The sequence below is a fragment of the Janthinobacterium aestuarii genome, from assembly GCF_051380835.1.
In the GTDB taxonomy this organism is placed as follows: domain Bacteria; phylum Pseudomonadota; class Gammaproteobacteria; order Burkholderiales; family Burkholderiaceae_D; genus Janthinobacterium; species Janthinobacterium aestuarii.
The window spans coordinates 272,233-292,819 of sequence record NZ_JBNYXU010000001.1 but is presented as its reverse complement, the minus strand read 5'-3'; the positions used below and the strand labels follow the sequence as shown (position 1 = coordinate 292,819).

General features: G+C 61.6%; 22 protein-coding genes. 12 read left to right on the top strand and 10 right to left on the bottom strand.

Annotation, left to right across the window (positions count from 1 at the left end):
• Positions 1 to 160 precede the first annotated feature (160 nt).
• The 7 genes from mtgA to mpl form a co-directional block, all read right to left on the bottom strand.
• Positions 161 to 886, bottom strand: coding sequence for a monofunctional biosynthetic peptidoglycan transglycosylase (mtgA, locus tag ACQ4WO_RS01315; RefSeq protein ID WP_436479910.1), 726 nt, complete (start codon positions 884 to 886; stop codon positions 161 to 163).
• Positions 883 to 1,710 carry a shikimate dehydrogenase gene (aroE, locus tag ACQ4WO_RS01310; protein ID WP_436479909.1) on the bottom strand — a complete coding sequence of 276 codons (828 nt, stop codon included), beginning with the start codon at positions 1,708 to 1,710 and terminating at the stop codon, positions 883 to 885. Before aroE ends, mtgA begins: the two co-directional genes overlap by 4 nt.
• An 11-nt stretch (positions 1,711 to 1,721) precedes the next feature.
• On the bottom strand, positions 1,722 to 2,579 hold the full coding sequence (locus ACQ4WO_RS01305) for an energy transducer TonB family protein (RefSeq protein ID WP_128143239.1): 858 nt from the start codon (positions 2,577 to 2,579) through the stop codon (positions 1,722 to 1,724).
• Positions 2,580 to 2,717: 138 nt separating this feature from the next.
• Positions 2,718 to 4,805: an RNB domain-containing ribonuclease gene (locus ACQ4WO_RS01300; protein WP_436479908.1), complete on the bottom strand. Its 2,088-nt coding sequence runs from the start codon at positions 4,803 to 4,805 to the stop codon at positions 2,718 to 2,720.
• A gap of 2 nt (positions 4,806 to 4,807) precedes the next feature.
• Positions 4,808 to 5,422, bottom strand: coding sequence for a chorismate--pyruvate lyase family protein (locus ACQ4WO_RS01295; protein WP_436479907.1), 615 nt, complete (start codon positions 5,420 to 5,422; stop codon positions 4,808 to 4,810).
• Positions 5,419 to 6,003, bottom strand: coding sequence for a YqiA/YcfP family alpha/beta fold hydrolase (locus ACQ4WO_RS01290; RefSeq protein WP_436479906.1), 585 nt, complete (start codon positions 6,001 to 6,003; stop codon positions 5,419 to 5,421). Before ACQ4WO_RS01290 ends, ACQ4WO_RS01295 begins: the two co-directional genes overlap by 4 nt.
• Positions 6,000 to 7,376: a UDP-N-acetylmuramate:L-alanyl-gamma-D-glutamyl-meso-diaminopimelate ligase gene (gene mpl / locus ACQ4WO_RS01285; protein ID WP_436479905.1), complete on the bottom strand. Its 1,377-nt coding sequence runs from the start codon at positions 7,374 to 7,376 to the stop codon at positions 6,000 to 6,002. The genes ACQ4WO_RS01290 and mpl overlap by 4 nt, the downstream gene beginning before the upstream one ends.
• Before the next feature lie 115 nt (positions 7,377 to 7,491).
• Between mpl and ACQ4WO_RS01280 the strand changes: the two genes are divergently transcribed.
• The 8 genes from ACQ4WO_RS01280 to ACQ4WO_RS01245 all read left to right on the top strand — a co-directional run bounded on the left by ACQ4WO_RS01280 (position 7,492) and on the right by ACQ4WO_RS01245 (position 14,429).
• Positions 7,492 to 8,130, top strand: coding sequence for a hypothetical protein (locus ACQ4WO_RS01280; protein WP_128141924.1), 639 nt, complete (start codon positions 7,492 to 7,494; stop codon positions 8,128 to 8,130).
• Between the two features lie 19 nt (positions 8,131 to 8,149).
• Positions 8,150 to 8,704 carry a TlpA family protein disulfide reductase gene (locus ACQ4WO_RS01275; protein ID WP_230518879.1) on the top strand — a complete coding sequence of 185 codons (555 nt, stop codon included), beginning with the start codon at positions 8,150 to 8,152 and terminating at the stop codon, positions 8,702 to 8,704.
• Between the two features lie 82 nt (positions 8,705 to 8,786).
• Positions 8,787 to 9,224, top strand: a complete 438-nt coding sequence (aroQ, locus tag ACQ4WO_RS01270) for a type II 3-dehydroquinate dehydratase (protein WP_034746628.1) — start codon at positions 8,787 to 8,789, stop codon at positions 9,222 to 9,224.
• Positions 9,225 to 9,315: 91 nt separating this feature from the next.
• On the top strand, positions 9,316 to 9,780 hold the full coding sequence (gene accB, locus ACQ4WO_RS01265) for an acetyl-CoA carboxylase biotin carboxyl carrier protein (RefSeq protein WP_046684231.1): 465 nt from the start codon (positions 9,316 to 9,318) through the stop codon (positions 9,778 to 9,780).
• A gap of 101 nt (positions 9,781 to 9,881) precedes the next feature.
• Positions 9,882 to 11,297: an acetyl-CoA carboxylase biotin carboxylase subunit gene (accC, locus tag ACQ4WO_RS01260; RefSeq protein WP_034746622.1), complete on the top strand. Its 1,416-nt coding sequence runs from the start codon at positions 9,882 to 9,884 to the stop codon at positions 11,295 to 11,297.
• Positions 11,294 to 12,238 (top strand): 50S ribosomal protein L11 methyltransferase, encoded by a 945-nt coding sequence (gene prmA / locus ACQ4WO_RS01255; protein WP_436479904.1) that lies wholly within the window; start codon positions 11,294 to 11,296, stop codon positions 12,236 to 12,238. The genes accC and prmA overlap by 4 nt, the downstream gene beginning before the upstream one ends.
• 8 nt (positions 12,239 to 12,246) lie before the next feature.
• A complete protein-coding gene (locus ACQ4WO_RS01250) occupies positions 12,247 to 13,479 on the top strand; it encodes a DUF3426 domain-containing protein (protein ID WP_436479903.1) in 1,233 nt (410 codons plus the stop codon).
• An 11-nt stretch (positions 13,480 to 13,490) separates the two neighbouring features.
• A complete protein-coding gene (locus ACQ4WO_RS01245; RefSeq protein WP_230518876.1) occupies positions 13,491 to 14,429 on the top strand; it encodes a carbohydrate kinase family protein in 939 nt (312 codons plus the stop codon).
• 107 nt (positions 14,430 to 14,536) lie between these two features.
• Here ACQ4WO_RS01245 and ACQ4WO_RS01240 read toward each other — a convergent pair whose 3' ends face one another.
• On the bottom strand, positions 14,537 to 15,070 hold the full coding sequence (locus ACQ4WO_RS01240; RefSeq protein ID WP_034780256.1) for a YggT family protein: 534 nt from the start codon (positions 15,068 to 15,070) through the stop codon (positions 14,537 to 14,539).
• Between the two features lie 253 nt (positions 15,071 to 15,323).
• Between ACQ4WO_RS01240 and ACQ4WO_RS01235 the strand changes: the two genes are divergently transcribed.
• Positions 15,324 to 15,632, top strand: coding sequence for a hypothetical protein (locus tag ACQ4WO_RS01235; protein ID WP_436479902.1), 309 nt, complete (start codon positions 15,324 to 15,326; stop codon positions 15,630 to 15,632).
• Entirely contained in the window at positions 15,633 to 16,319 is a 687-nt protein-coding gene (locus ACQ4WO_RS01230) for a hypothetical protein (RefSeq protein ID WP_436479901.1), read from the top strand.
• Positions 16,320 to 17,196: 877 nt separating this feature from the next.
• On the opposite strand, the gene ACQ4WO_RS01225 is transcribed toward ACQ4WO_RS01230, so the two are convergent.
• Entirely contained in the window at positions 17,197 to 18,117 is a 921-nt protein-coding gene (locus ACQ4WO_RS01225) for a LysR family transcriptional regulator (RefSeq protein ID WP_436479900.1), read from the bottom strand.
• 122 nt (positions 18,118 to 18,239) lie between these two features.
• Here ACQ4WO_RS01225 and ACQ4WO_RS01220 point away from each other — a divergent pair, with 122 nt between their 5' ends.
• Positions 18,240 to 18,569, top strand: coding sequence for a nuclear transport factor 2 family protein (locus ACQ4WO_RS01220; protein WP_436479899.1), 330 nt, complete (start codon positions 18,240 to 18,242; stop codon positions 18,567 to 18,569).
• The gene (locus ACQ4WO_RS01215; RefSeq protein WP_436479898.1) at positions 18,566 to 19,342 is read left to right on the top strand and encodes an SDR family oxidoreductase; all 777 of its coding nucleotides are present in this window, start codon (positions 18,566 to 18,568) and stop codon (positions 19,340 to 19,342) included. Before ACQ4WO_RS01220 ends, ACQ4WO_RS01215 begins: the two co-directional genes overlap by 4 nt.
• An 85-nt stretch (positions 19,343 to 19,427) precedes the next feature.
• On the opposite strand, the gene ACQ4WO_RS01210 is transcribed toward ACQ4WO_RS01215, so the two are convergent.
• The gene (locus ACQ4WO_RS01210) at positions 19,428 to 20,579 is read right to left on the bottom strand and encodes a ribonucleotide-diphosphate reductase subunit beta (RefSeq protein ID WP_034780261.1); all 1,152 of its coding nucleotides are present in this window, start codon (positions 20,577 to 20,579) and stop codon (positions 19,428 to 19,430) included.
• Between the last annotated feature and the right edge of the window lie 8 nt (positions 20,580 to 20,587).

The window sequence follows — 20,587 nt, the reverse complement described above, 5'->3', positions numbered from 1 at the left end:
CAGCGCAAGTGTACCCGCAAAGGCCTTTTCACGACCACCCCCGGCACCGCTTTTTCACGGAAAAAGTGCGGCGTTGCACCAAGGGGAGACGATTAAGATGCTGCGCCGCAATAGTGCCAATCAGGCAGCTTTAACTTTATGAAAAGAAAGCCCGCTGCCATCAAGGCAATTCGGCCGCCCCCATGCGGCGCAGGATCACGCCCGTGCGCCGGTTCAGGTAGCCCGTATCGCGGTGACGGTCGTAAAAGCGGGGATTCGGCAGCATCACGGCCAGTTTCGCCGCCTGTCCCGCGCTCAGGCCCGCCGCGCTGACCCGGTAATAGTGGCGCGCGGCCGCTTCGGCGCCAAAGGTGCCCGTGCCAAACTCCACCACGTTCAGATAAATCTCGAAAATGCGCTCCTTTTCCATCAGGTTTTCCAGCATGTACGTGATGATCAGTTCCTGGCCCTTGCGCACATAGCTGCGCGAACCGGACAGGAACAGATTCTTCGCCAGCTGCTGTGTGATGGTGGAGCCGCCCGCCACGACCTTCTGCTTCTTGCTGTTTTTTTCATATGCCTTTTGCAAGGCTTCCCAGTCCACCCCTTCATGCTCGGAGAAATTCGCGTCTTCCGAAGCGATGATGGCCCGTTTCAAATTGTTCGAGATGCGGTTGTACGGCACCCACGTATGCTTGATCGTGGCCTTGGGATTCTTGTCCTGCAAGACAGACAACTGTTCGCGCATGAAGGCCGTGCTGGACGGATTATGGTCGACCCACCACCAGATTTGCAGGAAGAAATACAGTTGCACAACGATAAAGGCCAGCACGGGCACGATGAACAGCCACTTGATCCAGCCGTAGCGGTTAGCGCTTTTGCGGGCGCCCTTCTTGCCGGCGCTCACAGGGCACTGCGCAGCTGCGCCAGCAAGTCCTGCGTCGGCGGCCGCACGCCGCGCCACACGTAAAACGCTTCGGCCGCCTGCTCCACCAGCATGCCCAGGCCATCGCGCACCTGCGCGCCATGCTGTGCGGCAAAGTCCATGAAGACGGTGGGCTGGGCGCCATACATCATGTCCAGCGCCAGGGTATGGCTGCCGAAGATACCGGGCGGCACGGGCGGCAAGTCGCCCGCCAGGCTGGCCGAGGTGGCATTGATGACGATATCGAAAACGCCTTCGGGCTGCGTGAAGCCGCCGGCGCGCAGCTGGCCGGGGTGGGCCAGCGCATCGGTAAACTGCGCCACCAGCGCCTCGGCCGTGGCCACGGTGCGGTTGGCAATGAAGATTTCCTGCGGTCCCTGTTCCAGCAAGGGCAGCACGACGCCGCGCGCCGCACCGCCCGCACCCAGCAGCAGGACACGCTTGCCGGAGACCTTCACGCCAGCGTTGCGCACGATGTCGGCCACCAGGCCCGCGCCATCGGTATTGTCGCCAAGAATCGTGTCGCCATCGAAACGCAGGGTGTTGACGGCGCCGGCCGCTTGCGCGCGCGGCGTCAGCTCCGTGGCCAGCGCGCACGCGTCCAGCTTGAAGGGTACCGTCACGTTCGCGCCCTTGCCGCCCTCGGCGGCAAACGTGCGGGCCGCCAGGGCAAAGCCGTCGAGCGGCGCCAGCCGGCGATCATAGACGATGGGCTCGCCAGTCTGCAGGGCAAACGCGGCGTGGATCAGGGGGGACTTGCTGTGGGCGATGGGATTGCCGAAGACACAATATTGATCGGGATTCATTGCTTGCTTGTTCAATTGCTGCCGCCAGTCAGGTTAGCTTCCATTTTTTCTTCACGCGTAAATTTGAAGCGGGTAATCACCACCCACAGGTCATCCTTGTCACTCGACAACATGTTCGGTGGGAAACGACCAAACGGCGCCGCGCGGCGCACGATGGCCAGGGCCGCCGCATCGAGTGCCGGATTGCCCGAGCTTTTCTCCACGCGGGCGCCCCCCTCTTTCTGGTAAATCGTGCCGTCCTGGAAGATGGGGATGTAGACGACCAGTTCGCCATACATCTTGCGGCCATTCTTTTGCGGAAAATTCAGGGTGCCGATTTCCTCGATGCGCTTTTGCAAGGTCTTGTAATACATGGCATAGCCGACCTCTTGCGTGCTGGGCGTAATGAACGTCTTGCGCGGACGCTTGTTCTGGTCTTCCACGGTCTGGCTGATCTCGGCCGCCATGCGGGCGATGGCCTTGCTGCTTTCCATCAAGTCCGAGCCGGTGGCCAGGGGATTGGGCTTGTCCTTTTCCGTGACGGGCGCGGCGCTGTAAGGCGTTGGCCTGGCCGCCTGCGTCAGCAGTTCCTGCTGCTTCTGCTCGAGTTCGGCGATGCGCCGGGCGCTGGCCTTGACGCTGTCGCCCTCTTCCACCTTGCGCATGTCGGGCAAGGGCGACTTGGCGCGGCCCTTGTCGGCTTGTCCGCCACCGTCGAGGTTAGCTTGCGCCAGGGCGTCGGCCTTCAGCGGCTTGTCCGCATGCTTGGCGTTGACCAGGATCACTTCCAGGCCGGGATCGGTGGCGACGGCCCGCTGCGGGGCCGGGGCGACAAAATGCATCGCCAGCAAGGCGCCGTGGGCCAGCAGCGATACCGCCACGGCTATCATCAGGAAACGATTCTCTCGGAAAGACTTCACGCGCAACCCAGTTCGCAACAAACACACCATACAAGATGGCTGAATTCTACGTCAAAGGACAGTGCCGGCAACAATTTTCAGCACCGCCTTTGCAGCCTGATTGGCGCCTTATTTGACCTCGGGCTCGCTGACCACGTCTTCACTGGCCAGTTCCGCCACTTCCGCATCGGCGTCGCTGACCTGGTTCGCCGCTTCCGGCGAGGCTTCCGCTGCCACGGCGCCTTCATCGGCCACGTCGTCGCCCGCCTCTTCTTCGTAGTCGAGCTCGGCATCGGCCGTCGCATCGGGAACGGCGGCGATTTCCAGCAGGCGCGCTTCGATGCTCAGGTCGACCTCATCCCAGCGCAGCAAGTCCAGTTTCACCTGGGCCCCACGCGCCACCGACGGCATGCCCGGCAGCTTGATGACCAGCGGAATGTCGACCAGGCGCAGGATTTCGTCTTTCAGGACGACGGCATCGACCTGGCGCGCGTTTTCCTGGTGCAGCCAGCGCAAGCACCAGTAGCGTTCCATGTTCGACTGGAAATCGCCATACGCGGCATACGCGGCGTCAAACGCCGAAACGATGGCGAACAGATTCGCATCGCGCGGCTTGAACGGGGCCACCAGCGGCGCCGTCACGCCATGCTCGGCGCAGGCGATGATTTGCCACTGGTTCACCAGATCGGTGTAGCGGCGCAGTGGCGAAGTGCTCCACGCGTATTGATCGACGCCCAGGCCCTGATGCGGCGCCGCATGGGTAACCATGCGCACCTGCATCTTTGCCGCCCAGCTATTGCCGCTGCCGCCGCCCTGGCTGCGATAGATGCCGGGCACGCCATGGTCGTGCAGCATCTTGCCCCACGTGCTGTTGGCAAAAATCATCAGCTCGGCGACGATCTTGTCGAGCGGCGCGCCACGCTTGCGGCGCGCCACGGTGACGATGTCATTTTCCACATAGAAGTTGAAATCGACGCGGTTATTCTGTTCCGGCTTCAGGCCAAACGCTTCGCGCTTCTTCATGCGGCCCTGTTCCAGCTGCTGCGCCCATTGCCACAGCACGGCAAAATCGGCCTTGTGCGGATACTCGCCCTCGCCGCTGGCCAGGGTTTCCTCGTTGACCAGGTCGTCGAGCTGGTTATGGCGCAAATTGCTGGCGATCGGCACCAGTTCGGCGCGCGTCTGCGTGCTGACCACGGCCCAGTCCGCTTTCGGATCCAGGGTCGCATACAGCGACAGGGCCGGGCACGTCGCGCCTTCCGCCAGGGTGAAGGCGTTGACGATTTCGTCCGGCAGCATGGTGATCTTGTCGCCCGGCATGTAGACGGTCGACATGCGCTGGCGCGCCATCTTGTCGATCACGTCTTCCGGACGGATGCCCAGGCCAGGCGCGGCGATGTGGATACCCACTTTCACGGTGCCATCGGGCAGCGGCTGCACGGAGAAGGCATCGTCGATCTCGGTCGTGGTCACGTCGTCGATCGAGAAGGCGGCCACGTCGGCCAGCGGCAACTTGGCCGTCACGGACGGCACGGGCACGCTCGGGAAGCCGGCGCCTTTCGGGAAATTTTCAAACAGGAACTTCGACAGGTGCAAGTCTTTCGGCGAAGCAATACCACCGACAGCCAGCATCAGCCGCGGCGGCGTCGTGTGCAATTCCGTGCACGCCGCTTCCAGCGCCTTGTATTCAATCGTGTTCTTGTCCGGCTTGAACAGCAGTTGCAGCACCATGGGCTGCATCGAAGCGGGCAAGCGGTTCTGTTTCAGCTCTTCCACATAGCCCGCCTGCACCAGCGCCTGCTGCTTTTTCTTTTCGATACCGGCCAGAGCCGCCTTCAGCGATGCTTCCGGCGCCGCCTTGTAGCGGCCACGGCCCTTCTTGTAGAAATACACGGGCGCCGAATGCAGGGCCAGGATCAGGCCGGCCGCTTCCGGCGGCAACGGTGCGTGGCCGAAATACTCGGCGCCCAGCTCGGCAAAGCCGAACTCGTCTTCGCCCGCCACTTCCCACAGGAAATCGAGGTCGATCTCGGCCGCAACCGCCTTGGCTTGCTCGAGCAGCTCGGCCGGGGCCGGCTTTTCATACTGCAGCAGCACGTCCTTGATCTTGACCTTGGTGCGCTTGCCGCTGGCCATTTCGACCTGGTACGCTTCACCCGCTTGCGACAGGACCGTGCCGACCTTGAAATCGCCGGATTCTTCAAAAAATAGATTCATTGTTATGCTTTGTTTATTAATGTGTCGGTTGCAACGGTGCGAGTGACGGACGTCAACTCCAGCACCGCCGGCAAAAATACTTCCGTTACCAGCAGCAAGCCCTGGTGACGCTGATACAGGCAGCGGCGGGCAAAAAACAGCGCCTGCCCGTCGGCGCGCCGCCCTTCGAATGCCAGCGCCGCCTGCGCCCGCTGCACCAGCGGGTGCCCAGCGCGCAGACGGGCAAATTCCAGTTCGCCGCGGCGTACCATGCGGTCGCCAAACAGGGTCGTGCCCAGCGAACGCTCGCCCAGCGCGGAAAACAAAGGCCAGTCCGTGGCCGTCGCCTGCATGGGCACGACGGTGTGGCCAAACACGGCCGGTTTATCATCACAACGCAACAGCACTTCACGTTCCCACACGCGGCCCGCGCGGTGCAAACCGATGATGGCGGCCTCGTCGCTCAAGCAACGTGCCGTTTCCTGATGCAAACATTGCACGCGAAATGCCTGGCTATGCGCTTTCAGCTTGGCCGTCAGCGAACCGCCGCCCGTGAGCCAGTGGCGCAAGGCCTTCGGCGCATTGACGGCATTTACGTGCGCATGCCATTGCGCCTGCCGCAGCGACCCCGGCCTCACTGGGCAGCGTCCGCATCGATGCCGCAAAAGGCCAGCACGGGCGCCAGGTAGTCGGCAAATCCGCTGATGCCATGGTCGCTGCCGTCGATGACCAACTGCCGCGCCCCCTGATAATGCGCCACCATGTCGCGGTAGTCGAGCACTTCATCGCCGGTGGCGGCAATCAGGAAATAGCGTTGCGGCTCAGTAATTTTCTCTACGGCAAACGTGCGCAGCTCGTCGATGTACTCGCGCTTGAACTCGAACGGCTTGTCCGAATGGAATTCCGTCGTCACGCCCACATGCTGTTCCAGGTCGATCAAGGGCACGATGGCAGGATTGAGCAATACCGCGCGGCAACCGAGCTGCTCGGCCAGCCAGGTGGCGTAATAGCCGCCCAGCGAGGAGCCGATTATCGTCAGCTCGGCCGGCGCCACATCCTTGACCAGCGACAGCGCCAGTGCTATGGCCAGTTTCGGCGAAGCCGGCAATTGCGGGCACAGCCACTGTGCTTCGCGGCCCAGCGCTTGCATCTGCGCGGCCAGCAGGCGCGACTTCATCGACAGGGGCGACGAGCGAAATCCATGCAGGTACAGAATCATCGGCCCAGGGCCTCCAGCAATTTCTGGTGCACGCCGCCAAAGCCGCCGTTGCTCATGACCACGATCTGGTCGCCGGGACGGGCGCTTGCCGCCACGGCCGCCACCAGGGTATCGATGTCTTCGTAGGCGCCGGCAATCTTGCCGAGCGGCGCCAGCGCGTCGCCCAGGCTCCAGCCCAGCGCTTGCTGGCTGCCGAAACCGAAGACGAGGTCGGCATCCTTGAGGCTGCCCGGCAGCGCATCTTTCATGGCACCCAGCTTCATCGTGTTCGAGCGCGGTTCCAGCACGGCCAGGATGCGGGCGCTGTTGCCTATCTTCTGGCGCAGGCCGCCCACGGTGGTGGCAATGGCCGTCGGGTGGTGCGCGAAATCATCGTACACGGTGATGTCGTTGACGACGCCGCGCACTTCCATGCGGCGCTTGACGCTCTCGAACGTGGCCAGCGAAGCGCACGCCTGGGCTATGGGTACACCCACGTGGCGCGCGGCGGCGATGGCCGCCAGCGCATTGCTGCGGTTGTGCTTGCCAGTAAGCGCCCACGCCACATGGCCTTCCTGCTTGCCATTGAAGAACACGTCGAAGCTGCCATCGGCCTGCTCTTGCAGTTGCCAATTGGCATCTTGACCAAAACTTTCCTTTTCACTCCAGCAACCGCGCGCCAGCACGCGCTGCAGCGACGCTTCGTCGCCGTTGAACACGAGGCGGCCGATGCCGGGCACGGTGCGCACCAGGTGGTGGAATTGCGTCTCGATCGCGTGCAGATCGGGGAAGATGTCAGCGTGATCATATTCCAAATTATTCATGATGGCCGTCTTCGCGTGGTAATGCACGAACTTGCTGCGCTTGTCGAAGAAGGCCGTGTCGTATTCGTCCGCTTCGATGACGAAGAAGTCCGATTCGGCGCTCTTGCCGTCGATTGTGCCGCTGAGGCGGGCGGAAATGCCAAAGTTCATCGGCACGCCGCCGATCAGGAAGCCCGGCGCGTAACCCACGTCTTCGAGTATCCAGGCCAGCATGGCCGACGTGGTCGTCTTGCCGTGCGTGCCAGCCACGGCCAGCACCCATTTGTCACGCAAGATGTGTTCGCCGATCCACTGCGGGCCGGACACATACGGCAGGCTGCGGTTGAGGATTTCTTCCACCAGCGGGTTGCCGCGCGAGACCACATTGCCAATCACATACAAGTCCGGGTTCAGCTTGGTCTGTTCCGGATCGAAACCCTGGATCAGTTCGATTCCCTGCGATTCCAGCTGGGTGCTCATCGGCGGATACACGTTGGCATCGCAACCGGTAACTTTATGGCCGGCTTCCTTGGCCAGGACAGCCAGGCCGCCCATGAAGGTACCGCAAATGCCGAGAATATGAATATGCATGTGATCAGTGCGAAAGGCGCACGCTTAAGTAAGTAAGACGGTGAGATAAAAAACAGCAAGTGCAGGATTTTACCTGACGCCATGACTTTTTCCGCTTCGGAGTATCATCTCGCTCATGACGAACGATGCATTTGACGATAGCGCGCAGTTGCGCCTGGAAATCGCCGCCGCTGCCGCGCGCCTCGTGGCGCAGGATGGGGCCGACTATGGCAGCGCCAAGCGCAAGGCGGCGCGGCAAGTCCTCGGCGACGCGCCGAACCGGCCCAATATCCTGCCTGACAACGACATGATCGAGGAGCAGGTGCGGCAATACAATGCCCTGTTCCTGGCCGACAGCCAGCCGGCGCGGCTGTTCCAGCTGCGCACGATCGCGCTGCAGGTCATGGAAGCGTTGCAACAATTTCATCCCCTGCTCAGCGGTCCCGTGCTCAATGGCACGGCCGGCCCGCACGACGAGATCTATTTGCAGCTGTTTGCCGAGAGCGCCAAGGAAATCCACATCTTCCTGCTGAATAAAAATGTCGTGCTCGACATGTCGGAAAGCCCGCATTTCAAGGGAGCGCGTTATGATGCGGTCGAGACAGCCAGTTTCTTGTGGAAAAACGAAGGCGTGCACGCGGCCATGTATGAGCTCGACGATATGCGCGGCGCGCTGAAAGCCAAGGCGGACGGCAAGGTGCTGCGCACCGACATTGCCGGGCTGCGCAGCCTGCTGGCCGCCAGCCTCGCCGATGGCGTGCCGGCTGCCGACTAACATTGATATAGATAAAGTTATGACAAAAAAGAATTGGATCGCCTGCGCCATCGTGGCGCTGATGTTTGGCGGCATGGGCGCTTACGTCGGTTTGAGCAAGGAAAAAGCCAAAGAAGCGGGGCCGCTGACGAGCACCATCGCGCCTGGCGCGACGGGCCCCGTCAACGAGCTGTATGCGCTGTCCCTGCCCGACGCGGCCGGCGCCACGCAAGCGTTGTCGCAATGGAAAGGCAAGAACTTGCTGGTCAATTTCTGGGCGCCGTGGTGCCCGCCATGCGTGGAAGAGATGCCGGAGTTGTCCGAAGTGCAAGGCCACTATGCAGCGAAAAATCTGCAGGTGATCGGCATCGGCATCGATTCGGCCAGCAATATTGCCACCTTTGCCAGCAAGGTCAAGATCGCCTATCCCGTGTATGTGTCCGGCATGAGCGGTACCGACCTGTCGCGCCATTTTGGCAATGCCACGGGCGGTTTGCCCTTTACGGTGCTGATCGGCGCCGATGGCGAAGTCAAAAAGACCTATCTGGGCCGCTTGAAATTTGATCAGTTGCGCGCCGATCTGGATAAATTGTAAATTCGGAGCGTGCTTTTTTCTCTTGCCAATGCGTATCTTTGGCGGCAAAATGCGGAACTTTCGCTAAAACGGTCTTCCATACATGGCAAAAAACCTCCTTCTGCTCAACGGTCCCAACCTGAATTTGCTGGGAACGCGCGAGCCTGAGGTCTACGGCGCCAGCACCTTGGCCGATATCGAGCAGGCTGCAATGGCGCAAGCCATGGCGGCCGGCGCCGACCTGGTCTGCTTTCAAAGCAACCACGAAGGCGCGCTGATCGACCGCATCCATGCCGCGCGAGCGGAAGGGATCGATGCCATCGTCATCAATCCGGGCGGCCTGACCCATACCAGCGTTGCCTTGCGCGATGCGCTGGCCGGGGTCGCCATCCCGTTCGTGGAAGTCCATATCTCGAATATTTATCAACGCGAGACGTTTCGACATCACTCATTTCTCAGCGCGATCGCGCAGGGGACGATCTGCGGGCTGGGTATCGATGGATATCGGTTTGCCATCGACTTTGCGCTTAAAAAACGTTAATCTACGCGATCTGCACGCATTTAGCGCGGCGATAGGTTCTTGGACATCACCGCATCACTCAAAAAACAAACTACATTCCTAGGGGTTTTACATGGATCTACGAAAACTCAAGACCTTGATCGACCTGGTCGCCGAATCGGATATCGCAGAGCTGGAAGTTACCGAAGGCGAAAGCAAGGTTCGCATCGTCAAATCGTCGGCCATGCCGCAAAACCAGATGGTCATGATGCAGCCGCAAGGCATGCAAGCCCAATACCAGCCAGCCGCGCCAGCCGCCGCTCCCGCTGCGGCCGCCGCCGTCGTGGTCGCCGCCGAGCCAACGGGCTATGTGGTCAAGTCGCCGATGGTCGGTACCTTCTACCGCTCGTCCGCTCCTGGCAGCGCCGCCTATGTTGAAGTGGGCTCGACCGTCAAGGAAGGTGATACCCTGTGCATCATCGAAGCGATGAAGCTCCTGAATGAAATCGACTCCGACAAAGCCGGTGTCGTGACCCAGATCCTGGTCGAAAACGGCCAACCGGTCGAATTCGGTCAACCCTTGTTTGTGATCGGCTAAAACCCAGTCCACACGGCCGGCAACGGCCGTTTGCAGTTTTAGCCCCTCACACTTGTTGTTTCGCCGGCTCGCCGGCTCTCACAGACATACGCGAACCTACCATGTTTGAAAAAATCCTGATTGCCAACCGTGGTGAAATTGCCCTCCGTATTCAGCGCGCCTGCCGCGAAATGGGCATTAAAACGGTTGTAGTCCACTCCGAAGCCGACAAGGACGCGAAATACGTCAAGCTGGCCGACGAATCCGTTTGTATCGGCCCGGCACAGTCGTCCCTGAGCTATCTGAACATGCCCGCCATCATCAGCGCCGCTGAAGTGACGGATGCGCAAGCGATTCACCCTGGCTATGGCTTCCTGTCGGAAAATGCCGACTTCGCCGAACGCGTCGAGAAATCGGGCTTCGTCTTCATCGGCCCCCGCTCCGAATCGATCCGTTTGATGGGCGATAAAGTATCGGCCAAGCAAACCATGATCAAGGCCGGCGTACCGTGCGTACCGGGCTCGGAAGGCGCGTTGCCCGACGACCCGAAAGCGATCGTGCAAATTGCCCGCAAGATCGGCTACCCGGTCATCATCAAGGCCGCCGGCGGCGGTGGCGGCCGCGGCATGCGCGTCGTGCACACGGAAGCGGCCCTGATCAACGCCGTGGCGATGACCAAGACGGAAGCCGGCACGGCTTTCGGCAACCCTGAAGTGTATATGGAGAAGTACCTGGAAAATCCGCGCCACGTGGAAATCCAGATCCTTGCCGACGAACACAAGAACGCCGTCTGGCTGGGCGAGCGCGACTGCTCCATGCAGCGCCGCCACCAGAAAGTGATCGAAGAAGCGCCAGCGCCGGGCATCCCGCGCAAGCTGATCGAGAAAATCGGCGACCGTTGCGCCGAAGCTTGCCGCAAGATCGGCTACCGCGGCGCCGGCACGTTTGAGTTCCTGTACGAAAACGGCGAGTTCTATTTCATTGAAATGAATACCCGCGTGCAGGTGGAACATCCGGTCACCGAGATGATCACCGGCATCGACATCGTGCAAGAGCAGATCCGCATCGCCGCCGGCGAAAAACTGCGTTTCCGCCAGCGCGACGTCTTGCTGTCGGGCCACGCCATCGAGTGCCGCATCAACGCCGAAGATCCATTCAAGTTCACGCCATCGCCAGGCAAGATCGTGTCGTGGCATGCACCTGGCGGCCCTGGCATCCGCGTTGACTCGCACGCCTACGCCGGCTACTACGTGCCGCCGCACTACGACTCGATGATCGGCAAAGTGATCGCTTACGGCGCCACGCGCGAGCAAGCGATCCGCCGCATGCAGATCGCCCTGTCCGAAATGGTGGTCGAAGGCATCAACACGAATATCGCCCTGCACCGCGAACTGATGATCGACGCGCGCTTCATCGAAGGCGGCACCAACATTCACTATCTGGAACAGAAGCTGGCCGACATGCCGGACCTGGGCAAGAACCTGAATGGCGGCAGCCCCAGCATCGCCAAGAAGTCCGAAATCAAGGCGGGCGCATGAGCTGGACGGAAATCGTCATCGAAATCGCCCGTGACAACGCCGAGGCCATGTCCGACGCGTTGATGGAAGCGGGCGCCCTGTCGGTGTCGGTGGAAGACGCCGATGAAGGCACGGATGCCGAGCAGCCCCTGTTTGGCGAACCCGGCATGGAACCGAAAGAAGCGGCGTGGGAACGCAGCCGCGTGGTGGCGCTGACCGACGTCGACGCCGACCAGGCCGCCATCGTGGCCGCCGCGGCCCAGGCGATCGGCATGACGGAAGTGCCCGCCTTTGCCATGCGTTCAGTGGAAGAGCAGGACTGGGTGCGCCTGACCCAATCGCAATTCGCGCCGATTCACATCGGCAAGAATATCTGGGTCGTGCCCAGCTGGCACGAGGCACCGGATCCTGACGGCCTGATCCTGGAACTGGACCCTGGCCTGGCCTTCGGCACGGGCAGCCATCCGACCACGCGTCTTTGCATGGAATGGCTGGAAGCGAACCCCGCTCCAGGCAAGACCGTGCTCGACTACGGTTGCGGTTCCGGCATCCTGGCCATGGTAGCCAAGAAGCTTGGCGCGCAAACGGTGGCCGGCGTCGATATCGACCCGCAGGCGATCGAATCGGCGCGCGACAATGCCGAACGCAACCAGTGCGAGATCGAATATTTCTTGCCGGACACGTTTGCCACTTCGGCACACGCCACGGCCAAGTTTGACATCGTCGTCGCCAACATCCTGTCGAGCCCATTGAAGCTGATGGCGCCGATGCTCTCCGGCCGTGTCGCCGATGGCGGCGCGCTGATCCTGTCCGGCGTGCTGGCACGCCAGGCGGAAGAAGTGGCCGCTGCCTACGCACCGTTCATCCAACTGGGCGTGTGGGCCGAGCAAGACGGCTGGGTGGCACTGCATGGCCGCCTGGGTGCAACGCAAGCGCCTGCGCCCCGCGCGGAAGGTACATAAGCACAGCAATGGCCCTCGCCACCAAATGCCCCCATTGCAACACGATATTTCGGGTCGCTGCTGACCAATTGAAGTTACGTGGGGGCATCGTGCGCTGTGGCACGTGCAGGGAAGTGTTTGACGGCAATGCCGCACTGGTCGATCCAGCCGCGGCATCGCCGTTTTTAACATTGGCCCCCGGCACTGCCGCCCCGCTGCCGGCCAGTTATCCGGCCGACAACAGCCTGCCGTCCGCCACGGACGACGAACCCATTTATTCCCTCGACTTCGACACCTCGCTCGACCCGTTCGGCATCTTGCCGGAAACGGCGCAGCTCAAGGCCGATGAAGACGATGGCGAGCATATCGAGCTGGACCTCGACGTGGCCCTGCCCGAAGAGCTACCGGCCGCCGCACCGCTCGATAGACCTGAACCTGAAGAAACCCCGGCAGAACTGCCCGAAGCACCGTTGCCCCAGCCGGTGGCACCCTTCAAGCGCCGCCAGGTCGATGACGTACCCGCCTTCGCCACGTATCTGCGCGACAGCCGCCGCGAACCGAATCTGGAAACTGGCGCCGCGCCGGCGCTTCCTGCGACCGAGAAAGTCAGTCTGGACAAGCCCGCGCCCGCGCGCCGGGAACCGACGCTGACCGACCACTCTTTCGAAGCGCTGCCCGCCGCACCCGTCGCGCCGGAACCAGCCGAAGAGCAGGAAGAAGCCATATTGCCGCCAGGCGACGACGAGCCGGCCTTTGTGACCTTGGGACGGCGCCGCGAACAAAGCGGCAAGGCTTTGCGCGTGGCCATGGCCGCCGGCTCGGTCGTATTGCTGCTGTTATTATTCCTGCAAGTAATGACCACCTTCCGCAATCCACTGGCGGCGCAATTCCCGCAGTGGAAGCCGACCCTCGTCGCGCTGTGCAAGCTCAGCGGCTGCCAGGTCGACTTGCCGGCGCAGATCGAGGCGCTGGCCATCGAGCAAGGCGAATTGCAAACCATCAAGGACCACACCTTTTCCTACGTCTCGCTGCTGCGCAACCAGAGCCGCAGCGTGCAAGCCTGGCCCAGCATCGAACTGATACTCAACGACGCCAACGACAAGCCCGTCGTGCGCCGCGTGATCGCGCCGCGCGACTATCTGCCAGCCAATATCGACGTGAGCAAGGGCTTTGCGCCGCGCTCGGAACAAACCATCAAACTGTATTTTGCATTAAACCAGCTCACGGCGTCTGGCTACCATATCGCCATCTTTTACCCTTAACAGACACTATCATGACCAAAACATCGCTGATCTGCGGCTCGCTTGCCACCGACACCATCATGCAATTCCCCGGCCGCTTCGGCGAATCGCTGCTGGCCGACCAGTTGCACAAGGTGAACGTGTCCTTCCTCGTGCCCACCATGCGCACGGAGTTCGGCGGCTGCTCGGGCAATATCGCCTACAGCTTGAAAATGCTGGGCGGCGACCCGCGCATCGTCGGCGTCATGGGGCAAGACAGCGCCGCCTACCTGGAGCGCCTGCAAAAGCTGGGCATTTCCACCGCCAACATCCTGATCAAGGCCGACAGCTACAACGCGCAGTGCTTCGTCACGGCCGACGCGGACAATAACCAGATCAATGCCTTCCACCCGGGCGCCATGTCGTTTGCGCATGAAAACCCGATCGCCAACGCGGGCCCCGCCAAGGTCGCCATCATTTCGCCGGACGGCGACCAGGGCATGCTCAAGCACGCCGCCGACCTGGCCGAGCTGGGCATCCCCTTCATGTTCGACCCGGGTCAGCAGTTGCCGCGCTTCAATGGTGAACAGTTGATCGACTTCATCAACAAAGCCACGTATGTGTCGGCCAACGATTATGAGATGGAAATGTTGATGGAACGCACGGGCTTGACCCTGCCGGACATCGCCGGCCGCCTGGAAGCGCTGATCGTCACGCGTGGCGAAAAAGGGTCGGAAATCTATACGGACGGCAAGCGCATCGACATTCCTGTCGTGGCCGCCAAGGAAGTGCTGGACCCGACCGGCTGCGGCGACGCCTACCGTGCCGGCTTGCTTTTCGGCATCACCAACGACCTGGGCTGGGAAACCAGCGGCCGCCTGGCCAGCCTGCTGGGCGCCATCAAGATCGCCACCCAGGGCGCGCAAAACCATGTGTTTACGCCAGAGAGCATCGCCGACCAGTTTGAAGCGGCGTTCGGTTACCGCTATTAATATGTAGCTCGGATGTGCGCGGCGAGGTCGCGCGTAATCCGACAACATCATTGGCATGGCAAGTGCTGATGTCGGGTTACGCTACGCTAACCCGACCTACGCCACCCTCATCGCACCACAATAATCATCCCCACCAGCACCTGCGCGATCTGCAACAGGATCAGCGCGACCAGCAACGACAAATCCAGGCTGCCGACCAGCGGCACGACCTTGCGGATCGGGCGCAGCAGCGGCTCATTCAGGGCCCGTACGAACGGCGCCAGCGGCGCATGCGGGTTGACCCAGCTGAAGATGGCTTCGATGATCAGCAAGGCCATGAAACCGTAGAGTATCCATTGCAGGAAGCGTTGCAGCGACTTGAGCAGCACCACTTCGACGGGATAGCCGGAAATAAACAGCACCGAGCTGGCCAGCAGCACGATCAGGAAGGCGCCGATCAGACTGGCCCAGTCATACCCGCCCACGCCCGGCACCACGCGGCGCAGAGGGCGCACCAGCCAGTCGGACAATTGAAACGTGAATTGCGCCACCGACGAGGGGGGCCGCACGCGCACCGCCTGCATCCAGAAGCGCAGCAGCAGCACGCCGCCCAGCAAGGTAGCGATGGTATCAACGATCAATGTAAGGATAACGATCAGCACGACTAATTCTCCAAAAAAAAACCGCTGTGTGATTGAGTCACACAGCGGCGTGTTGCCTCATCCAGGCACCCGTATCGTTGAAATTACGATGGGCGGGTGCTGGTTGGGAATGGCCAGGCTGCAGCCGGTGCCAACACGGTTTTTGCTACAGGTGCGATAGGTGCCGATGGTTTGGCGACAGGAGCTGCCTTCTTCGGTGCGGCCTTTTTAGGCGCGGCCTTCTTGGCGGCTGGCTTGGCGGCCACGGCGGCTGGTGCCGCTGGAGCTGCTGCCGGCGCTGCTGCTGGTGCGGCTGCCACGACTGGCGCTGCGGCTGGCTTGGCGGCAGGTTTCGCTGCTGCTTTCGCTGCCGGCTTTGCTGCGACCTTGGCGGCTGGCTTCGCTGCAGCTTTTGCTGCTGGCTTGGCTGCCGGTTTTGCTGCGACCTTGGCAGCAGGTTTCGCTGCTGGCTTGGCTGCCGCTTTGGCTGCTGGCTTCGCTGCTACCTTGGCTGCAGGCTTCGCTGCCGCTTTCGCTGCTGGCTTCGCTGCTACCTTGGCCGCTGGCTTGGCTGCCGCCTTAGTTGCTGGCTTGGCTGCCGGCTTCGCTGCTACCTTGGCCGCTGGCTTGGCTGCGGCTTTTGCTGCTGGCTTGGCTGCTGCCTTGGCCGCTGGCTTCGCTGCTGCTTTTGCTGCTGGCTTGGCTGCCGCTTTGGCTGCTGGCTTCGCTGCTGCCTTGGCGACGACTTTTTTCGCTGCTGGCTTGGCTGCCGCTTTGGCGGCCGGCTTCGCTGCTGCCTTGGCTGCAGGTTTTGCTGCGGCTTTTTTCACTGCTGGCTTGGCTGCAGCTTTTGCTGCCGGCTTCGCTGCTGCTTTGGCGACGACTTTTTTCGCTGCTGGCTTGGCTGCCGCTTTGGCTGCCGGCTTCGCTGCTGCCTTGGCTGCAGGTTTCGCTGCGGCTTTTTTCACTGCTGGCTTGGCTGCTGCTTTGGCCGCTGGTTTTGCTGCGGCTTTCGCTGCTGGCTTGGCGGCCGGTTTGGCTGCTGCTTTTTTCGCGACAGGCTTGGCTGCTGCCTTGGCGGCCGGTTTCGCTGCGGCTTTTGCTGCCGGCTTGGCGGCCGGCTTGGCTGCCGGTTTCGCTGCTGCCTTGGCCGCTGGTTTTGCTGCGGCTTTCGCTACTGGCTTGGCAGCCACTTTTGCTGCAGGCTTGGCTGCGGCTTTGGCGGCTGGTTTCGCTGCTGGTTTTGCTGCGGCTTTGGCAGCTGGTTTAGCGGCAACCGTCTTCGCTGCGGCTACCGGCTTCTTCGCGGCAGGAGCAGCCTTGGCGGCTGGTTTCTTTACTTCTGATTTCTTAGCGGCTGTTGCCATTTGTCTCTCCTTCATCTGAGATGAGAAATTTAAGCTACAAGATTTAAACCCGTCCGACCCACCACAGGGATAGGCCAGGCGAATTATTCATCGGCGCAAACGGTCGTTTGCGCTAATGAATTCGGCACCAGCTGAACTGCTGCAACTCCTCACGTTTGCAGCACTTCAGCCATCGTCGGTGCCACCCTGCTTTATCTCGCAGCTGGTGGCAAAGTCTGAATTCGGTCATTCGTTTTCGATGCCGTGCGTTTTTTCGCTCCTCGCATCGCGCTCGCCACAACACCGATGCGTCAAATAAAAAACCGCCATGCCTGAAAAAATTCGGGCACGGCGGCAGACGAAAACGGTGTGGTTTTGTGCATATCCGTGTAAATCTGTATCCCTGTTTTGCGAGGTTTTTTCGCTACCGCGCTGGTTAAAAAACCCCGCATTCTAACGCTCGCATCTGCAATCTCATAAAGTACACGAAAACCTTGTCAATGCGCAACCGGCACGACACGTTTTCGCCCGCTTTTTTGCACGATACGCGTGCTATCGCACAATCGCGCGGCAAATGCCGCCGCCAGCGTGTCCGGAAACGATATTTACACCCCGTCCCGCGCGCATTGGCGCCATCAAAAAAATGCGTCGCGGCGCGCGCGATGCGGCGAAAAAATGGTCGCACTTTTCTGCGCCACCGCGCCACTGCACCTCATGAAAAAGCAGCGCGAAAAAACGCAGCGTGCGATGCCGCAGCCGGTCCTCGGGATGATGGCGCCAGGCTGGAAAAAGCAGGCCAGGCTAGCGCGTGTCGCAGGAAGACGCGGGCCGGGAGAGCGCCAGCGCCGTATCGATGAAGGCGCGCAGTTTGGGCTGGCTCTGGGTACGGGCAGGAAAATACAGGAACAATCCGCTCGTCGGCGGAACGTAGTTTTCCAGCACCCGCAGCAAGCTGCCGCTGGCCAGGTCAGCTTCGATTTCCACATCCGGCATATACGCCAGGCCCAGACCCGAGCGCGCGAAATCGGCGATCAGCGTGGTGTCGTTGACGACCAGGGGCGCACCGGCTTCCACCAGAAATTCTTCGCCATCGCGCATGAAGCGCCAGCGGTGCAAGGCGCCGGAAGTGCGGAAGCGGTAGGCCAGCGTGTCGTGGCGCATCAGGTCTTCCGGGATCAGCGGCCGCCCTTTCCGCTCGAAGTAGCCGGGCGCGCCAACCACGGACCAGCGCAAGTCGCCCGTCAGGCGCACGGCCACCATCTCCTGCTCCACGGACTGTCCCAGGCGGATGCCCGCATCGTAACCGTGCGCCAGCAGATCGACGGCGCCATCGTCGAGCGACAGGTCGATGGTCACGTCAGGATAGCTGCTGCGAAAACGCGGTATCAATGCGCGCATCACCAGCGCGCCCAGCGCGCGCGGCACCGTCAGCCGCAAATGGCCGGCGGGCCGGTCACGAAACATGGTCAGCGCGGCGAAGGCGTCATCGATCTGCCGGGTGGCGCCGGCCAGGCTGGCGTACAGGCCAGCGCCGGCTTCGGTGAAGGCGACATTGCGCGTATTGCGCTTGAAGAGCAGCACGCCATGCTGGCGCTCCATCACCTTGACCGCCTTGCTGACGGCCGTCACCGTCACGCCAAGCTGCAGCGCCGCGGCGCTGAAACTTTTGCGCTCGGCGACCGCGAGAAAGGTACGGATGCCATCGAGAGAGTTATTTTTCATGCGCGATCACGCCGCCAATAATGAACCTGAAGTGTAAAGCCTATCACCCCTACTCTACTATTTCTCTGCAATTGAACGCCATATGATGGTCGCTCCCTACCTCTCCACCGAAAGGAAGCGCCATGTCTCTCCTCATGCCGGCCATCGTTGGCGATTACTTTAGCGCCGACAACCATCACGATAGCAACGCCGTGGCGCAATGCTTCGCCGCCGATGGCGTCGTTCACGACGAAGGCCGGTCCCACGCAGGCCATGCCGCCATCCAGGCCTGGAAAGAAGCTGGCAGCAAGCAGTACGGCGCCACCGTCAGCCCCATCTCGGCCGACACCCAGGGCGCGCGCTGCGTGATCACCGGCAGCGTCAGCGGCAGTTTCCCCGGCAGCCCGCTGGAGCTGCGCTTTGCCTTCACGCTCGCCAACAACCGCATCCAGACCCTGGAGATCGGCGCATGAATACCGACTTCAAGGACAAGAGTGTGCTGATCACGGGCGGCACGAAGGGCATGGGCGCGGCAACGCTGAAACTGATGCTTGAGCGCGGCGCGCAAATGGCGACCACGGCGCGCTCCGCCAGCAGCAGCTTGCCGGCCGGCGTGCATTTCATCGCGGCCGATCTGCGTACCCGCGCGGGAACCGACACGGTGATCAAGGAAGTGCTGGCCAGCCTGGGCGGGGTCGATATCCTGATCAATAACGTGCGCGGCTCGACGGCCGCGGGCGGCGGTGCGCTAGCCCTGGACGACGATGCCTGGGAAGGCGCGCTCAATGGCAACCTGCTTGCCGCCGTGCGCCTCGACCGCGCCCTGCTGCCGACGATGGTGGCACGCCAATACGGCGTGATCATCCACATCTCGTCTATCCAGCGCAGCCTGCCGCTGTATGACTCGACGCTGGCGTATGCGGCCGCCAAGGCTGCGCTGAGCAACGACAGCAAGGGATTATCGAAGGAATTCGGTCCGCAGGGCATCCGCATCAATACCGTCTCACCGGGCTTTATTGAAACCACGGCGGCCCACGCGATGATACGGCGCTGGGCCGACCACACGGGCATCGACGAAGAGGCGGCCCGCCAGAAGCTGATGCAGACGCTGGGCGGCATTCCCATCGGCCGCCCGGGCACGCCGGAAGAAGTGGCCGAACTGGTCGCCTTTCTGGCCTCGGACCGCGCCGCGTCGATCCACGGCGCCGAGTATGTGATCGACGGCGGCACCATTCCGACCGTGTGAGCCCGGTGCAATAAGTTCTCCAGATAGCAAAAGGCCCCGCATCCGCGAGGCCTTTGTCATATGACTTGTGACGCTATCGGCTGGCTTATTCCCAGTTCAGCGCGCCGCCGGTCTGGTATTCCGTCACGCGCGTCTCGAAGAAGTTGCGTTCCTTCTTCATGTCGATCATTTCGCTCATCCACGGGAATGGATTTTCTTCCTGGGCGAACAGCGGCTCGATGCCGATCTGCTGCGCGCGGCGGTTGGCGATGAAGCGCAAATAGCCCTTGAACATTGGTGCGTTCAGACCCAGCACGCCGCGCGGCATGGTGTCTTCGGCGTACGCGTATTCCAGTTCCACGGCCTTCATGAACAGATCCTTGATCTCTTCGCGGAAGGCGGCCGTCCACAGCTGCGGGTTTTCCATCTTGATCGTGTTGATCAAGTCGATGCCGAAGTTGCAGTGCATCGATTCGTCGCGCAGGATGTACTGGTACTGTTCCGCCGCGCCCATCATCTTGTTCTGGCGGCCCAGCGCCAGGATCTGCGTGAAGCCCACGTAGAAGAACAGGCCTTCCATCAGGCAGGCAAACACGATCAGCGATTTGAGCAGCTTCTGATCGTTTTCCACCGTGCCGGTGACGAATGCCGGGTCGGTCAGGGTGTTGATGAACGGGATCAGGAATTCATCCTTGTCGCGGATCGACTTGACTTCGTTGTAGGCGTTGAAGATCTCGCCTTCGTCCAGGCCCAGCGATTCGACGATGTACTGGTAAGCGTGCGTGTGGATCGCTTCCTCGAACGCCTGGCGCAGCAGGTACTGGCGGCACTCGGGCGCCGTGATGTGGCGGTAGGTGCCCAGCACGATGTTGTTGGCGGCCAGCGAGTCGGCCGTCACGAAGAAGCCCAGGTTGCGCTTGACCAAGCGGCGCTCGTCGTCCGTCAGGCCGTTCGGATTCTTCCACAGCTCGATATCGCGCTGCATGTTCACTTCCTGCGGCATCCAGTGGTTGGCGCAGCCGGCCAGGTATTTGTCCCATGCCCATTTGTACTTGAACGGCACCAGCTGGTTGACGTCCGTCTTGCCGTTGATGATGCGCTTGTCGTCGGCATTCACGCGGCGCGCCACTTGCTCGGCGTTCGCTTCGGACGGCTCGGCACCTGCCGGCAGGTTCAATTCGGTATTACCCAGTGGCGCTTGCTGCGCCGGACGCGGCACAGCTGCCGACGTGGTTTCATCATCCCAGGACAACGACATATTCTTCT

Bases quoted from the DNA above. Each gene is read 5' to 3' on its own strand.
- ACQ4WO_RS01220 (WP_436479899.1), top strand. From the start codon at position 18,240: ATGTCTCTCCTCATGCCGGCCATCGTTGGCGATTACTTTAGCGCCGAC.
- ACQ4WO_RS01280 (WP_128141924.1), top strand. From the start codon at position 7,492: ATGACGAACGATGCATTTGACGATAGCGCGCAGTTGCGCCTGGAAATC.
- ACQ4WO_RS01250 (WP_436479903.1), top strand. From the start codon at position 12,247: ATGGCCCTCGCCACCAAATGCCCCCATTGCAACACGATATTTCGGGTC.
- ACQ4WO_RS01290 (WP_436479906.1), bottom strand. From the start codon at position 6,003: ATGATTCTGTACCTGCATGGATTTCGCTCGTCGCCCCTGTCGATGAAG.
- ACQ4WO_RS01225 (WP_436479900.1), bottom strand. From the start codon at position 18,117: ATGAAAAATAACTCTCTCGATGGCATCCGTACCTTTCTCGCGGTCGCC.
- ACQ4WO_RS01215 (WP_436479898.1), top strand. From the start codon at position 18,566: ATGAATACCGACTTCAAGGACAAGAGTGTGCTGATCACGGGCGGCACG.
- accB (WP_046684231.1), top strand. From the start codon at position 9,316: ATGGATCTACGAAAACTCAAGACCTTGATCGACCTGGTCGCCGAATCG.
- ACQ4WO_RS01305 (WP_128143239.1), bottom strand. From the start codon at position 2,579: ATGATAGCCGTGGCGGTATCGCTGCTGGCCCACGGCGCCTTGCTGGCG.
- ACQ4WO_RS01300 (WP_436479908.1), bottom strand. From the start codon at position 4,805: ATGAATCTATTTTTTGAAGAATCCGGCGATTTCAAGGTCGGCACGGTC.
- accC (WP_034746622.1), top strand. From the start codon at position 9,882: ATGTTTGAAAAAATCCTGATTGCCAACCGTGGTGAAATTGCCCTCCGT.
- ACQ4WO_RS01210 (WP_034780261.1), bottom strand. From the start codon at position 20,579: ATGTCGTTGTCCTGGGATGATGAAACCACGTCGGCAGCTGTGCCGCGT.
- mpl (WP_436479905.1), bottom strand. From the start codon at position 7,376: ATGCATATTCATATTCTCGGCATTTGCGGTACCTTCATGGGCGGCCTG.
- aroE (WP_436479909.1), bottom strand. From the start codon at position 1,710: ATGAATCCCGATCAATATTGTGTCTTCGGCAATCCCATCGCCCACAGC.
- aroQ (WP_034746628.1), top strand. From the start codon at position 8,787: ATGGCAAAAAACCTCCTTCTGCTCAACGGTCCCAACCTGAATTTGCTG.
- ACQ4WO_RS01275 (WP_230518879.1), top strand. From the start codon at position 8,150: ATGACAAAAAAGAATTGGATCGCCTGCGCCATCGTGGCGCTGATGTTT.
- prmA (WP_436479904.1), top strand. From the start codon at position 11,294: ATGAGCTGGACGGAAATCGTCATCGAAATCGCCCGTGACAACGCCGAG.
- ACQ4WO_RS01245 (WP_230518876.1), top strand. From the start codon at position 13,491: ATGACCAAAACATCGCTGATCTGCGGCTCGCTTGCCACCGACACCATC.